Origin of the sequence: Streptomyces sp. NPDC048269 (genome assembly GCF_040652395.1) — a bacterium.
Classification (GTDB): Bacteria; Actinomycetota; Actinomycetes; order Streptomycetales; family Streptomycetaceae; genus Streptomyces.
The window spans coordinates 15222-29148 of record NZ_JBEZLW010000036.1; the positions used below are offsets into that span (position 1 = coordinate 15222).

Annotated in this window: 10 protein-coding genes; 5 read left to right on the top strand and 5 right to left on the bottom strand. The window is 72.3% G+C overall.

Features of this window, described 5'->3' with window-relative positions:
• From AB0D48_RS28585 to AB0D48_RS28595, 3 genes are all read left to right on the top strand, one after another.
• The gene (locus tag AB0D48_RS28585) at window positions 1-396 is read left to right on the top strand and encodes a DUF805 domain-containing protein (RefSeq protein WP_362403127.1); all 396 of its coding nucleotides are present in this window, start codon (window positions 1-3) and stop codon (window positions 394-396) included.
• A gap of 194 nt (window positions 397-590) precedes the next feature.
• Window positions 591-2813 carry an NADP-dependent isocitrate dehydrogenase gene (locus AB0D48_RS28590; protein ID WP_362403026.1) on the top strand — a complete coding sequence of 741 codons (2223 nt, stop codon included), beginning with the start codon at window positions 591-593 and terminating at the stop codon, window positions 2811-2813.
• Window positions 2814-3025: 212 nt separating this feature from the next.
• Window positions 3026-3802: a hypothetical protein gene (locus tag AB0D48_RS28595; protein WP_362403029.1), complete on the top strand. Its 777-nt coding sequence runs from the start codon at window positions 3026-3028 to the stop codon at window positions 3800-3802.
• A gap of 18 nt (window positions 3803-3820) precedes the next feature.
• Here the strand turns inward: AB0D48_RS28595 and AB0D48_RS28600 are convergent, their stop codons facing one another.
• From AB0D48_RS28600 to AB0D48_RS28615, 4 genes are all read right to left on the bottom strand, one after another.
• Window positions 3821-4291: a hypothetical protein gene (locus tag AB0D48_RS28600; RefSeq protein ID WP_362403032.1), complete on the bottom strand. Its 471-nt coding sequence runs from the start codon at window positions 4289-4291 to the stop codon at window positions 3821-3823.
• A 157-nt stretch (window positions 4292-4448) separates the two neighbouring features.
• Entirely contained in the window at window positions 4449-6761 is a 2313-nt protein-coding gene (locus AB0D48_RS28605; RefSeq protein WP_362403035.1) for a germacradienol/geosmin synthase, read from the bottom strand.
• A gap of 14 nt (window positions 6762-6775) precedes the next feature.
• Window positions 6776-8188 (bottom strand): family 2B encapsulin nanocompartment shell protein, encoded by a 1413-nt coding sequence (locus AB0D48_RS28610; protein WP_362403038.1) that lies wholly within the window; start codon window positions 8186-8188, stop codon window positions 6776-6778.
• 139 nt (window positions 8189-8327) lie between these two features.
• A complete protein-coding gene (locus AB0D48_RS28615; RefSeq protein ID WP_362403041.1) occupies window positions 8328-9353 on the bottom strand; it encodes a polyprenyl synthetase family protein in 1026 nt (341 codons plus the stop codon).
• 256 nt (window positions 9354-9609) lie between these two features.
• Here AB0D48_RS28615 and AB0D48_RS28620 point away from each other — a divergent pair, with 256 nt between their 5' ends.
• Window positions 9610-10947, top strand: a complete 1338-nt coding sequence (locus tag AB0D48_RS28620) for a hypothetical protein (protein ID WP_362403044.1) — start codon at window positions 9610-9612, stop codon at window positions 10945-10947.
• 16 nt (window positions 10948-10963) lie between these two features.
• On the opposite strand, the gene AB0D48_RS28625 is transcribed toward AB0D48_RS28620, so the two are convergent.
• The gene (locus AB0D48_RS28625; RefSeq protein ID WP_362403047.1) at window positions 10964-12133 is read right to left on the bottom strand and encodes a family 2 encapsulin nanocompartment cargo protein terpene cyclase; all 1170 of its coding nucleotides are present in this window, start codon (window positions 12131-12133) and stop codon (window positions 10964-10966) included.
• Between the two features lie 274 nt (window positions 12134-12407).
• On the opposite strand from AB0D48_RS28625, the gene AB0D48_RS28630 reads away from it, so the two are divergent.
• Entirely contained in the window at window positions 12408-13826 is a 1419-nt protein-coding gene (locus tag AB0D48_RS28630) for a family 2B encapsulin nanocompartment shell protein (RefSeq protein ID WP_362403050.1), read from the top strand.
• The last annotated feature ends 101 nt before the right edge of the window (window positions 13827-13927 follow it).

Genomic DNA, 13927 nt, shown 5'->3' on the forward strand with positions numbered 1-13927 from the left:
ATCCGCCAGGACGGGCCCACCATCCGTCCTCCGGGGGGAATCGTGCACCACTACACCGATGTGCTGAAGAAGTACGCCGTCTTCACCGGGCGCGCCCGCCGCCAGGAGTTCTGGATGTTCGTCCTGTGCAACCTGGTGGTCGAGGCCGTCATCGTGACCTTGGACGTCACGCTCGGCACCCACGGCATCCTCGCCGGGGCCTACACCCTGGCGATCCTCCTGCCGTGCATCGGCCTCACCGTGCGCCGGCTGCACGACACGGGCAGGTCCGGCTGGTGGTACCTGCTCGTCCTGATACCCCTCCTCGGCTGGATCTGGCTCATCGTCCTCATGGCCACCGAGGGCCGGCCCGCGCCGAACGCGCACGGCCCGAGCCCCAAGGCCGTCTACGCCTGACCGGCCCGCGCACCCGTACACCCGGGCGCCGCCGCCGACGCCACACGTCGGCGGTGGCGCCCTCGCGTGACGGGCGTGACACGCGTCTCCCGAGGCTCGTGGCAGGGGGCTGTCCAGACCGGCCCGATCACGAGATATCTTGATGTCGAGCAATGTTGCAGACGAGAGACGCAGACTGTGGAGCGGAGCATCCGGTGACTGACTCGACCATCATCTACACGCACACTGACGAGGCCCCGGCCCTCGCGACGTATTCGTTCCTGCCTGTGATCCAGGCGTACGCGTCGACGGCCGGTGTGAATGTCGAGACCCGTGACATCTCCCTGGCCGGTCGGATCATCGCCAGCTTCCCGGAGTACCTCCAGGAGAGCCAGCGGATCGCCGACGCCCTGGCCGAGCTCGGCCAGCTGACGAAGACGCCGGAAGCCAACATCATCAAGCTGCCCAACGTCTCGGCCTCGATCCCGCAGCTGAAGGCCGCGGTCGCCGAGCTCCAGGGCCAGGGCTACGCCCTCCCGGACTACCCGGACGACCCGAAGACCGACGAGGAGCGCGACATCCGCGCCCGCTACGACAAGGTCAAGGGCAGCGCCGTCAACCCGGTCCTGCGCGAGGGCAACTCCGACCGCCGCGCCCCCGCCTCGGTCAAGAACTACGCCAAGACGCACCCGCACCGCATGGGCGCCTGGACCTCCGAGTCGAAGACGAACGTCGCCACCATGGGCGAGAACGACTTCCGCTCCACGGAGAAGTCCGCCGTGATCGCCGAGGCCGGCACGCTGCGCATCGAGCACGTGGCCGCCGACGGCGCCACCACCGTGCTGCGCGAGTCCGTACCGGTCCTCGCCGGTGAGGTCGTGGACGCGTCCGTCCTGCACGTCGACGCGCTGCGCACCTTCCTGAACGACCAGATCGAGCGCGCCAAGGCCGAGGGCGTCCTGTTCTCCGTGCACCTCAAGGCCACGATGATGAAGGTCTCCGACCCGATCATCTTCGGTCACGTGGTCCGCGCCTTCTTCCCGAAGACGTTCGCCCGCTACGGCGACGTCCTCGTCGCGGCCGGCCTGTCCCCGAACGACGGCCTCGGCGCGATCCTGAAGGGCCTGGACGGCGTCCCGCACATCGGTGACGAGATCAAGGCCTCCTTCGAGGCCGAGCTCGCCCACGGTCCGGCCCTCGCCATGGTCGACTCGGACAAGGGCATCACCAACCTGCACGTCCCGTCCGACGTCATCGTCGACGCCTCCATGCCGGCCATGATCCGTACCTCCGGCCACATGTGGGGCCCGGACGGCAACGAGGCCGACACCCTCGCCGTCCTCCCGGACAGCAGCTACGCGGGCGTCTACCAGGTCGTCATCGACGACTGCCGCGCGCACGGCGCCTTCGACCCGTCCACGATGGGCTCGGTGCCGAACGTCGGCCTCATGGCCCAGAAGGCCGAGGAGTACGGCAGCCACGACAAGACCTTCGAGATCGCCGCCGCGGGCACCGTCCGCGTCGTCGACGCCGCGGGCAACGTGGTCCTGGAGCAGGAGGTCGCCGCCGGTGACATCTTCCGCGCCTGCCAGACCAAGGACCTGCCGATCCAGGACTGGGTCAAGCTCGCCGTCACCCGCGCCCGCGCCACCGGCAACCCGGCCGTCTTCTGGCTGGACGAGGGCCGCGCGCACGACGCGCAGCTGATCGCCAAGGTCAAGACGTACCTCGCCGACCACGACACCGAGGGCCTGGACATCAAGATCCTCTCCCCCGTCGAGGCCACGGCCTTCTCCCTGGAGCGCATCCGCCGCGGCGAGGACACCATCTCGGTGACCGGCAACGTGCTGCGCGACTACCTGACCGACCTGTTCCCGATCCTGGAGCTGGGCACCAGCGCCAAGATGCTGTCGGTCGTCCCGCTGATGAACGGCGGCGGCCTCTTCGAGACGGGCGCCGGCGGCTCCGCCCCGAAGCACGTCCAGCAGCTGGTCAAGGAGAACTACCTGCGCTGGGACTCGCTCGGCGAGTTCTTCGCGCTCGCGGCCAGCTTCGAGCACCTCGCCAGCACCACCGGCAACGCCCGCGCCCAGGTGCTTGCCGACACCCTGGACCGCGCGACCGGCACCTTCCTCAACGAGGACAAGTCGCCGAGCCGCAAGCTGGGCGGCATCGACAACCGCGGCAGCCACTTCTACCTCGCCCTGTTCTGGGCGCAGGAGCTGGCCAAGCAGACCGACGACGCCGAGCTGGCCACGGCCTTCGCGCCGCTCGCCAAGACGCTGTCCGAGCAGGAGCAGACCATCGTCGCCGAGCTCATCGCGGTGCAGGGCTCGCCGGCCGACATCGGCGGCTACTACCAGCCCGACGCCACCAAGGCCGCGGCGATCATGCGCCCGTCCGCGACGCTCAACCAGGCGCTGGCCATCCTCGGCTGACACCTGAGTCGCACACGCTGACGTCTCCGCCCCGGCCCGGCCCCGTGCCCGGGCCGGGGCGGATCCGTGTCCGGCCGGGGCGGACCCGCGTCCGTACCCCGTACGCCCGCTCGGGATCACCCCGCGGCGGGGAACGGGATCATCCTGGTACTGCCGCCCGAGGAGCCCACCCTGCGCTAGCGTTCACGGGTCGGTGACCTATGGGGGGTTCTGTGGCACGCGGCTCCAACACGTCCTGCGCCGGTGGCGGATGCGCGGCGGTCCTGTTCCTGATGTTCGTCCTGCCCACCGTCGGATACCTGCTGTCGCTTCCGCTGACGCTGCCCGACCTGATGGCGGCGCAGACGCCGCCGCAGCAGCTGCACGGCTTCGTCCCGTACCTCATCACCTACGCCATCCCGGTTGTGGTGGCCCTGGGCCTGGCGTTCTTCGCCGGCAGGCGCCGCCCCTTCCTGTGGTGGCTGCTCCTCGCGCGGGCCGCGGCCCTGCTGGCCCTGGTCGCCCCGGCCCTGTGGTGGACGGAGAGCAAGGTCGGGGACCAGCCGCTCTGGAACGTCCGGGCGACGGCCGAGAGCCTGGCCGCCGGGCTGGTCGCGCTCGCCTTCGTCGCGGCCGTCCGCCGGTGGGACGCCTCCCGGGGCGGTCCGATCGCCGTCAAGAGCTCCCGGCGGCCGGCCCCGGGCGAGGTATGGCTGGCGATGGTGCCGCTCCGCGAGGATCCCGGGCGGCAACTGCGCCACTACTGCGTGGTGCTGGCCTCTCACGCCGACCACGCGGAGGTCGCCCAGATCACCAGCCAGGACAAGGACGGGCGGTCCGACCACATCCGGATGCCGAACGACGGCTGGGACAAGGTCTCCGGCCGCGCCCACTGGGTGGAGATCGGCCGGCCGCCGCGCCAGGTCGACTACCGGCTGTTCCTCAAGACCCGGCCCCAGGGGCATTGTCCGGCCCCCGTGTGGCGCCAGCTCAGCCGGCAGTCGGACTGAGTCCGGCGGCCGACCGCCTCAGAGCCGGTGGACCCACTCCTGCTCGAACGCCAGCGGGCAGCGTCCGGACGCGAGGATCCGCAGTCCCGGGGCCACCGAGAGAAGGCAGCGCAGCCAGGCCAGAGCCTCGGGGCCGAGCTGCTCGGCGCCGTCCAGGACGAGCAGCATGTCCCGTTCGGCCAGCCACGAGGCGGCGATCGCCGTCCCGCAGGGCAGGAAGCGCATGCCCGGTAAGCAGCCCAGCTCGGCCGTCAGTTCGCGGACTCCGTAGCCGCCGCGGCGCGGCTCCAGGGCGATGACGGCCACCCCGTCGTAGAAGTTGGATGCGAGCCGCCGGGCGATCTCCCGCACCAGCAGGCTCCGCGGCTCGCGCAACCCTCCCGTGACCGTCAGTACGCGCCCCCGCCGGACGGCGGTGAGCAGCCGGGACATCTCGGTGGACGTCGCGGGCAGTGTTGTTCCGGGCGGCCCGGATTCCCTCATCGGCACGATGCCCCCCATTGCATGCGTGACCAAGCGCGGCAAGAGGGTTGTTTCGAGCCGCACGAGGACGATTATCCGCCGCCTGCCTCACGAGACCAGGGGAATGTCGCATTCCGGAGAGAACGGGCCGCGCCGTGGCGAGCGCGCCGGGCGAGCGAGCGCGTCAGGCCCATCCGGCGCGGTGCGGAGCCGCCGGCAACAGGCGCCCCCCGCTCGGCGGGGCAGGCGGGGCCGGCGGGCCCGCCGGGTCCGGGACGGCGGCGGCCGCCACCGCGGCCGGGCGGTGCGCGTGATGGCGTTTGAGGTCCTCCTCCCGGTAGCGCCGCGTCCCGACGTGCCAGACGTAGATGGCGGCCATCCACCGCTTGAGCTCCTCGGCGTTGCGGTCCAGGGCTGCGCGGGCCGCCGCGTCCAGGCCGAAGTCCTCGTACATGACGGGCAGTTCGTTCTCCACCACGTGCTCGAACTGCTTCATCCGCGAGGTCATCAGGTCGTTCACGATCCGCAACGCGGTCGGATGGTCGCAGTCGAAAAAGTTCTCCACGACGATCAGACAGTTGTGCAGCTCGCCCTCGTACTCGGCCTCCTTCTGGTAGGAGAACACGTCGTTCATCAGGGCCGAGTAGTCGAAGGCCGCGGCCTCCAGCGACTGCATGGCCGAACTCGCGTAGACCTCCCGCGGGACGACGTCCATGTGCGCCATCCGCCCGAGCGCGATCGTCATCGGCGAACCGAAGGTCACCCGCCGCATCTCCAGGTAGTCCACCGGGTCCGGCACCCGGTTGGCCGCCTGGTTCTCCAGCTCCCAGTGCCAGCTGTCCAGCACCTGGTCCATCGCCTCCCGGAACAGTTCCCGGCCGCGCGGGCCCATCGGCGCGGCCGTGCGCCGCCACAGGTCGGCCAGCCCCCGCTCCATGGCATTGGCCGGGGGCGGCGGCGCGGACAGGTCCAGCGGCATGCAGGCGCGCAGCCGTGCGGTCTGAGCCCGGCCGGCGGCCAGGGTCCGGGTGGAGCCGAAGGCCAGCGGATAGGCGTCGTCGGCGTACGTGCCCCAGCTCAGCCAGCCCGCGCTGATGTCCAGGGCCTCCGGCGAGGCCTCCGGGTCGATGCCCGCCGAGCACAGCGCGAAGTCGAAGTCCCGGGCCTTCTCCTCCCACCACATGCCCTCGTCGAAGAATCCCATCTCCCGGTTCCACGTGATCAGCCGCTCCCGGGCGCCCTCCAGGTGCCGGTTGAGCGCGTTCCGCAGCGGCATGTAGAACGCCGGGATCACCGAAGGGCCCACCGGACGCGGGGTGCGGGTGTACCGGCGGACCCGGCGCGCACCGCCGGTCAGGCCCAGCAGCGCCTTGATGTTGGCGCCGGTGGTCCCCAGCCCCGTGGGGCCGCGCAGCCACCCGGGCAGGCCCGCGCCGCCGGGCAGGCCCGCGCTCGTGAGGCCCGCGCCGGTCCGGCCGGGGCGGCTGTTCATGTACCGGCTGGAGCGCATGTGCCACTCGTGGCCGCCGGACTGCCAGTCCTGGAGACCGCGGGCGTACGTGAGGACCGCGAGGACCCCATCCGGGCCGAGGCCCTTCTCCGCGAACAGCAACGGCAGTTCGGTGAAGAAGGTGCTCTCGAACTGCTGGAGCCGGGAAGTGAGCATGTTGTTCAGCTGGTCGGCGGCCTCCTGGGTGGTGCAGCCGAAGAACCGCTCCAGGACCAGCACCCCGTTGCTGAGCTCGCCCTCCCTCCCGGTCTCCCGCTCGTACGAGAACAGGTCGTTGCGGAAGTGCACCGAGTCCGCGAAGCAGTCGCGCAGGACGCGCAGCGCCCGCTCCCCGGAGACGGACGGCGGCACCTCCACGCCCACGGCGTGCTCGACGAGCCCCGCCGACCAGGGCGCGCCGCCCACCTTGCGGCGCTGTTCCACGTACTCCACCGGGTTCGAGACCCGGCCGATGCTGATGTTGTCGAGCTCCCACAGCGACTCGTACAGCAGGTTGCGGGTGCTGAGGGTGAAACGGCCGATCCAGTCCGCCGAGTGGCCGGGCACCGTACGCCGCCACAGGTCGGCCAGGCCCGCCTCCACCGGGTTCGTCGGCTCGGGCACCGTCGCGCGCGGATCGGCGGGCATGAACGGCGCCAGCCGCTCCAACGCCTCCCGGCCGGCCCCGCGGTCGCCGGAGCGCTTGAAACGCTCCAGGAACCAGTCGTCGAAGAAGAACACCCACACGTACCAGTCGGTGACGAGCCAGAGCATCCGGGCGTCGCACTCGGGGTGGGTGTAGGCGCACAGCAGCGCGTAGTCGTGCGCCTCCAGATCGGCCGCGCCCCAGACGCCCGAGCCCTCCAGCATCCCCAGCTCCCCGGCCCACGCACGGGTGTGCGCCCGTGCCTGCTCCAGATGGGGATTGAGGCGCGCGGGATGCGGGAGGTAGAACTCGGGCAGCTCGAAGGGCTGCCGCGAAGGGCTTGTCTCCTGCCGAGCGGTCATGCCGACACCCCCTGTCAGTCGTCGAAACGGGAGATCTCTACGTTCTCCAGCACGCCGACGGCGTCGGGCACCAGGATCGCCGCGGAGTAGTACGCGGTGACCAGGTAGGAGATGATCGCCTGCTCGTTGATGTTCATGAAGCGGACGGAAAGGCCCGGCTGGTACTCGTCGGGCAGCGCCACCGGGTGCAGGCCGATGACCCCGTCGTTGTCCTCGCCGGTGCGCAGGACGAGGATCGAGCTGGTCCGCTCCCGCGTTACCGGGATCTTGTTGCAGGGCAGCACGGGCACGCCGCGCCAGGACGGGACCCGGTGCCCCTGGAAGTCCACGCTGTCCGGGTACAGGCCGCGCCGGCTGCACTCGCGGCCGAAGGCGGCGATGGTGCGCGGGTGGGCGAGGAAGTACTGGGAGCCGCGGCGGCGGCTGAGGAGCTCGTCCATGTCGTCGGGGGTGGGCGGGCCGGTGCGGGCGTAGACGCGCTGCTCGTAATCGGCGTTGTGCAGCAGCCCGAACTCCTCGTTGTTGATCAGCTCGCTCTCCTGGCGTTCCTTCAACGCCTCGATGGTCAGGCGCAGTTGCTGCTCGGATTGGTTCATCGGCTGGTTGTAGAGGTCGGCGACCCGGGAGTGCACGCGCAGCACGGTCTGCGCGACGCTGAGTTCGTACTCCCGCGGGCTCAGGTCGTAGTCGACGTACGTGCCGGGCAGCATCACCTCGCCGGTGTGCCCCGCCGACAGGTCGACGGCGTCGCTGCCCCTGCGGCCGACGCGCTCGGCCTCCAGATAGGCCTCGGCGTGCCGGCGCAGGGCGGCGGAACTGTTCAGCGCCGCGTCCCAGTCGCCTCGGTTGAAGGTCATCGTCACGACGTCCGTCTGCGCCCGGGCCGTGAACTCCCAGCGGGCGTCGGGCAGCGGGTGGTGGCCGAAGTGGTCGCCGTCGCTCAGGACGTCCAGGCTCGCCTCGTCCCCGTAGGCGCTGGCACTCAGCCGTTCGATCCGGCCGTGGGCGATGAGATAGATCTTGTCGACGGGTTCGCCGCGCCGGACGATGGTGTCGCCCTTGCGGAACTCCTCCTTGACGAACCGGTCGGCGATGGCCTTGACCACCTGGTCGTCGGGGAAGTTCCGGAGCATCCCGAGCTCGCGCAGCATCGCCGGGATGACCCGCAGCTCGGTGCCGGTCTTCACGAAGGTGATGCGCCCGTCGCCGAGGGTGTAGCTGACCGTGCGGTTCACCCGGTACGTGCCACCGCCGGTCTGCACCCACGGCAGGATCCGCAGCAGCCAGCGCGAACTGATCCCCTGCATCTGCGGGGCGGACTTGGTCGTGGTGGCCAGGTTCCGGGCGGCCTCGGTGCTCAGGCTCTGCCGGGCGGCGGCGGTCAGGTGCTCGGCGGCGCTCGCTTCGGCGCTGGGGTCGACGGACATGGCGGGCCTTCCTCTCGGTCGGTCTTCCTGGGGGCCGCGGGGTTCGCTGCGCGGCGATACGGGTGTCGTCGCGGTCGGGGAGTGTTCTGCCGGTCAGGCCGGGCTCGCGGCGCGGCCGGCAAGTTCCGGAAGAGAGGGCCTACGCCTCCCGCCGGGTGATCAGCTCGCACAGCGACACCAGCTCGGCGGTAGCGGCCGGGTCGGGGACGGCCTCGGCCAGGCACTCCAGCGCCCGCGCCGCCCGTACGGAGGCCTCGTACTGCGCCCAGTCGCGGCCGCCCGCCCGCTCGACCAGGGCCGTCGCGCGGGCGATCCCGGCGGCGCCGAGCGGCCGGGCGCCGGCGTAGAGATCGGCGAGTTCGGCGGCGGCCTCCGTGCCCGACAGCAGGGCGGCGACCACCGGCATGGACTTCTTGCGGGCCGCCAGGTCGGCGCCGACCGGCTTCCCGGTGATCTCCGGGTCGCCCCAGATCCCGAGCAGGTCGTCGATCAGCTGGAAGCCGACCCCGATGCCGCGCCCGAAGGCGTCGAGGGCGACCGTGACCGCCGGCGGAGCGCCCCCGTAGAGCCCGCCCAGGACGCAGGCAGCGCCCAGCAGGGCTCCCGTCTTGGCCTCCGCCATGGCCATCGCCTCGGTCAGGGCGACTGTCGTGCGGGTCTCGAAGGAACAGTCCTCGTACTGGCCCTCGCACAGTTCGATCACGCAGTCCGACAGCCGGGCCACCGCCTCGGTCCGGTCGGCGACCATCCGCACCGCGAGCGCGGCCATCGCGTCGCCCGCAACGATCGCCTCCGAGCTGCCGAACACCCGCCAGGCCGTGGCACGGTGGCGGCGCGTCGGATCCCTGTCGATCACGTCGTCGTGCAACAGCGTGAAGTTGTGCACGAGTTCGACGGCCGCGGCGGCGCCGAGGGCTTCCTCCTCGCGGCCGCCGACCGCCCGCGCCGCGGCCAGCACCAGGGCCGGCCGTATCGTCTTCCCCGCCCCGGCGGCGGCCGGGGCCCCGGCGCGGTCGCGCCAGCCGAGGTGGTACTCGGCCACCGCCCGCACACCGCCGGGCAGCGAGCGCACCGCCGTGCGCATCAGGGGCTCCACGGCCGCCCGGGTGCGGCCGAGCACGGCGGTGGTGCCGTGGTCCTCCCGGTCCTTCACGTACGGAGTCATGTGGGGGTACGCACCTCCTGCGCATCGGGCCGGGTGGGGGTGGCGTGCGGGAGCGACCGGAAGGGGCGGTCCTGCTCCCGAGTGATCTGCTGTGCTCCCGTACGCCAGGGCCACGCGGTGTGACCGAGTGCCGTCGGGCGCACACGTCTTAGTTAGGGGCAGGACGGTCTCACCCGGTACATCCGTCCCGGTCCCGCCGTGTTGAATGTCCGACCGCGTTGAATGGATGGACACGTGTACGAGCTGGGCGGTTCTGATGGCCAAGCGTGAACCCAACGGACGACTGCGCACTCTCCTCACCGACGCGCGCTGGAGCGGGCAGGACTTCGCGCGCGCCGTCAACGGCGTGGCCGCGGAGACCGGCCTCACCCTGCGTTACGACCGGACCTCCGTCTCACACTGGCTGGCCGGCACCCGGCCTCCCGCACACGTCGTCGCCCTCGCCGCCGAGGCGCTGAGCCGACGGACCGGGCGGCGGGTCAGCCCGGCCGACACCGGGCTGGCCCGGCCCTCCGGCGGCCGGGCGCGCGACCGCCCCGGCGTCGAACCGAACGCCGCGGACGCCCTCGCGGCGGACCCTCCCGACCCGGGCGCCGCGCACGACGCCGAGGCCCTGCTGGGCGAGATCCCCGTCTACTCCTCCGCCTGGCGGCCCCCGGGCTGGCCGCCGCCGGGCGGGGCAGCGGCTGCCGAGCGGCCGTCCGGGCGGATCGGAGCCCAGCAGGTGGAGGCCGCCGAGGCGGTCCTGCCGGTCTTCCGCAACGCCGACATGACCTTCGGCAGCGGCCAGGTCCGGCCCGCCCTGACCCGCTACCTCGCCACCACCGTGGCGCCCTGGCTGCGGACCGGCGCCGCGCCCGCGGTCCGGCACCGGCTGCTGGGCTGCGCCGCGCGCCTCGCGTACACCGCCGGGTTCCTGTGCTTCGACAGCAACCAGCAGGGCGCGGCCCAGGCGTACTACCGGGCGGGGTTGCGGCTCGGGCAGGAGGCGGGGGATCCGCAGTGCTGGGCCCCCGTACTGCGGGCCATGAGCGTGCAGGCCCACCACCTGGGCCACCGCAAACAGGCATGGGAGCTGGCGGAGGGGGCCGCTCGGGAGGCGGGGCGGCTGCCCTCCTTACAGGCCGCGTTCGTCACCGGCCAGCTGGCGGTCGCGGAGGCGGGCTGCGGCGACCGCCGGGCCGCCCTGGCCCATCTGGGCCGGGCCGAACGGCTGTTGGAGCGCTCGACGGGGCAGCGGGCGGCCATCGGCGACTACCACCCGGCCGCGCTCGCCCATCAGCAGGCGGAGGCGCTGGCGGCGCTCGGGGACGGGCCCGGCGCGATCTCCGCGCTCGGCGCCTCGTTGCGGTACCGGCCGCCCGGCGAACGCCGGGCACGGGCCGTGACCCTGGCGCGCCTCGCCGAACTCCACCTGAGCCAGGGCCACGTGGAACGGGCCTGCGCCACCTGGCACGAGATGGTCGACGCGGCGGCGCAGCTGGACTCCGCGCGCGTGGACGACGCCCTGCGCCGCCTGCGCGCCCGCCTCCACCCGGTACGCGGAAACCGCACCGCGCGGGCGCTGCTGGCCCGGGTCCGCGCGCTCACGTAGGTGTGAACCGGACGGGTCAGGTCCCGTCGTGGTAGCGGGGGCTCGTGGCGTGCCACTCCTTCGCCCCGCCCATCCAGTTCCAGACCCCCTCCAGGAAGCGGCCCAGTTCCGGCGAGCCGAGGGCGGCGAGGGCGGCCGACTCCGCCTCGACGGTACGCATCACCTCGTCGTGGATCGCGGCCGTACGGTTCACCGCTTCCTGGAGCGAGCAGTGGTCCTCGGCCGCGATCAGGTTCGGCAGGTTGGTGTCGGCGGGATCCTCCCGCGCCATCGAGTACAAGTCGTTGAGCAGGCAGCTTGCCGCCCCCGCGTACATGTACGTACGCCGCACCCGGGCGTCCGCGAACTCCCGCGCGGGCACCTCGTACCCGCCGACCGGGTCGGTGAGGGCCATGCAGGGGAAGAAGCCGTTCTCGTACCGGTGCACCAGGTACTCCCAGACCGGCGGCCGGCGGCCCGACGTCCGCCACTCGGCCTCGTGGTTGTACCCGACGAACATCACCGACAACTGGTAGCGCAGACGGGTGACTTGAGTGGGGGAGGCGAACTCGGCGAGGTGCTCCAGGCTGGAACGGAAGGCGCGCAGCACCGGCTCGGCCGCCACCCGATCCTCGAACTGCCGCTCGTAGCGGGGCGACAGCCGCACCGGGTCCACGACGGCGTGGGCGAGCGCGGTGCGCAGGCCGATCAGCCCGGGATCGGCGTCCTCGCCCTCGTCGACCCAGTGGTCGTCCACGGACCACTCGGACAGCCCGCACTTGGCGGCCCCCAGCAGCCGGTCGGGGTCGTCGCAGTCCGGGTGCGCGAGCATCATCAGCCGGCCGAAGTGGCAGGACCGGAGCATGTCCAGGCGGCCCGCGTAGATCCCCATCTCGGCGGCCCACCGCACCAGTTCCTCGTTGACGGCATCGGCCAGCGCCGGCGCGTCGCGCACGGCGTCCGGGCAGTACAGCGGGGGGATGACGATCCCCGATCCCGGCTCCGCGCCCGTGCGGGAGGGGCCGCCCGCGGCCGGCTCCGTGCCCGGCCCGGTGCCCGCAGGGACGGGCCCGGCCGCGGCCGGGGCGGCGCGCAACGGTGAGGCGCCCAGGCCGCTGCGGCCGCCGAGCAGCCGGCGCAGCACCTCCGCCGGATCGGCGGCCGGCACGCGGGGGCGGCCCGGGGCGGGAGCGGGGGCGCGGTCCATGGGTCCTCCTGCGGGTCGGCGCACCCACCCATGGAGCGGGGGCCACCCCCGGCGGCGCAAGGTCCCCGGCCCGGTCCGCCTGTTGAAGATCCGGCGGCGTTGAAAGTTCGCACGGGCGTCCGGCCGCCCGGGGGTTCGTACAGAAGTGCAGGCCTTCAACCGCCCGGGATATTCAACAGGCCACCGGGCCGGGGCGGCTACCGCGCGTGAGGCCGGGCGCCCCACCGTGAGCGTGCAGCACGCTCCGCGTGGACCGACTCAGGGAGGAACCCGCATGACCGCAGAGGCGCAGCCACCACCCCTGGACCCCGCCGACGACCGGCAGCTGAGCCTGAGTACCGCCGCGGCCCGCAATCTCGCGACGACCACCAAGTCCGTTCCCCAGATGCAGGGCATCAGCTCGCGCTGGCTGCTGCGCATGCTGCCCTGGGTGGACCTCGGCGCCGGCACCTATCGCGTCAACCGGCGCCTGACCCACGCCGTCGGGCGCGGCCGGGTTTCCTTCGTCCAGGCCGGCGCGGACGACGTCCGCGTCCTCGCCCCCACGCTCACCGAGCTGCCCACGCTCAAGGGCTACCCCGACACCGCCGTGCTGGAGGAGCTGGCCCAGCGCTTCGTCAAGCGCGACCTGCGCGCCGGCGACACCCTCGTGGAAGCAGGTACCCCCGTCTCCGAGGTGTTCATCATCGCCCACGGCCGCTTCGAGAAGCGCGCCGAGGGCAAGTACGGCGGCGCCGAGCTCCTCGGCGTGGTGGCCGACGGTGATCAGCTCGGCGACGACGCCCTCGGCCAGTCCGACCCGAGCTGGACCTACTCCGTACGGGCCGCGACCGCCGGCACGGTGATGGTGCTGCGGTGGAGCGCCTTCCAGGAGGTACTGGGCCGCGCGGCGAGCCTGCGCGCCCATCTGGAGCAGTACGTCGAGAACGGCCGCCGGCCCGTCAACCGGCGCGGCGAGGCCGACATCGAGCTCGCCTCCGGCCACGCCGGCGAGGCCCTGCTGCCCGCCACCTTCGTCGACTACGAGCTGCAGCCGCGCGAGTACGAACTGAGCCTCGCCCAGACCGTGCTGCAGATCCACACCCGGGTCGCCGACCTCTACAACGACCCGATGAACCAGTTCGAGCAGCAACTGCGCCTGACGGTCGAGGCGATGCGCGAGCGCCAGGAGTCCGAGCTCCTCAACAACCGGGACTTCGGGCTCCTGCACAACGCCGACTACGGACAGCGCATCAGCACCTGGTCCGGCCCGCCCACCCCCGACGACATGGACGACCTGCTCAGCATGCGCCGCGGCACCAGGTTCTTCCTCGCGCACCCCAAGGCCATCGCCGCCTTCTTCCGCGAGTGCAACAAGCGCGGCCTCGCCCTGGACACCGTGGAGGTGCACGGCAAGCAGGTGCCGTCCTGGCGGGGTGTCCCGGTGCTGCCCTGCGGCAAGATCCCGGTCGTCGGCGGGCACACCAGCTCGATCCTGGCCCTGCGCACCGGTGAGGACAACGGCGGCGTCATCGGACTGCGCCCCGCCGCGATCCCGGAGCAGATCGAACCGGGCCTCAACGTCCGCTGCATGGGCATCGACCAGAAGTCGGTCATGTCCTACCTGGTCAGCTCCTACTACTCGACGGCCATCCTCGTCCCCGACGCCATCGGGATCCTGGAGAACGCCGACATCGCCGCCGCGCGCTCCTGACCCGCGTCAGGCGTATTCGCCGTGGTCTCCGTGACGTACGCGTCCGGGCGAGCGCTCCGTGAACGGTTGTCCGACGGCCGGTAATGGGCTCTACTGCTGTG

Excerpts from the sequence above, each read along its gene's own strand:
- AB0D48_RS28625 (WP_362403047.1), bottom strand. The coding sequence starts at position 12,133 with ATGGACCGCGCCCCCGCTCCCGCCCCGGGCCGCCCCCGCGTGCCGGCC.
- AB0D48_RS28620 (WP_362403044.1), top strand. The coding sequence starts at position 9,610 with ATGGCCAAGCGTGAACCCAACGGACGACTGCGCACTCTCCTCACCGAC.
- AB0D48_RS28615 (WP_362403041.1), bottom strand. The coding sequence starts at position 9,353 with ATGACTCCGTACGTGAAGGACCGGGAGGACCACGGCACCACCGCCGTG.
- AB0D48_RS28610 (WP_362403038.1), bottom strand. The coding sequence starts at position 8,188 with ATGTCCGTCGACCCCAGCGCCGAAGCGAGCGCCGCCGAGCACCTGACC.
- AB0D48_RS28605 (WP_362403035.1), bottom strand. The coding sequence starts at position 6,761 with ATGACCGCTCGGCAGGAGACAAGCCCTTCGCGGCAGCCCTTCGAGCTG.
- AB0D48_RS28630 (WP_362403050.1), top strand. The coding sequence starts at position 12,408 with ATGACCGCAGAGGCGCAGCCACCACCCCTGGACCCCGCCGACGACCGG.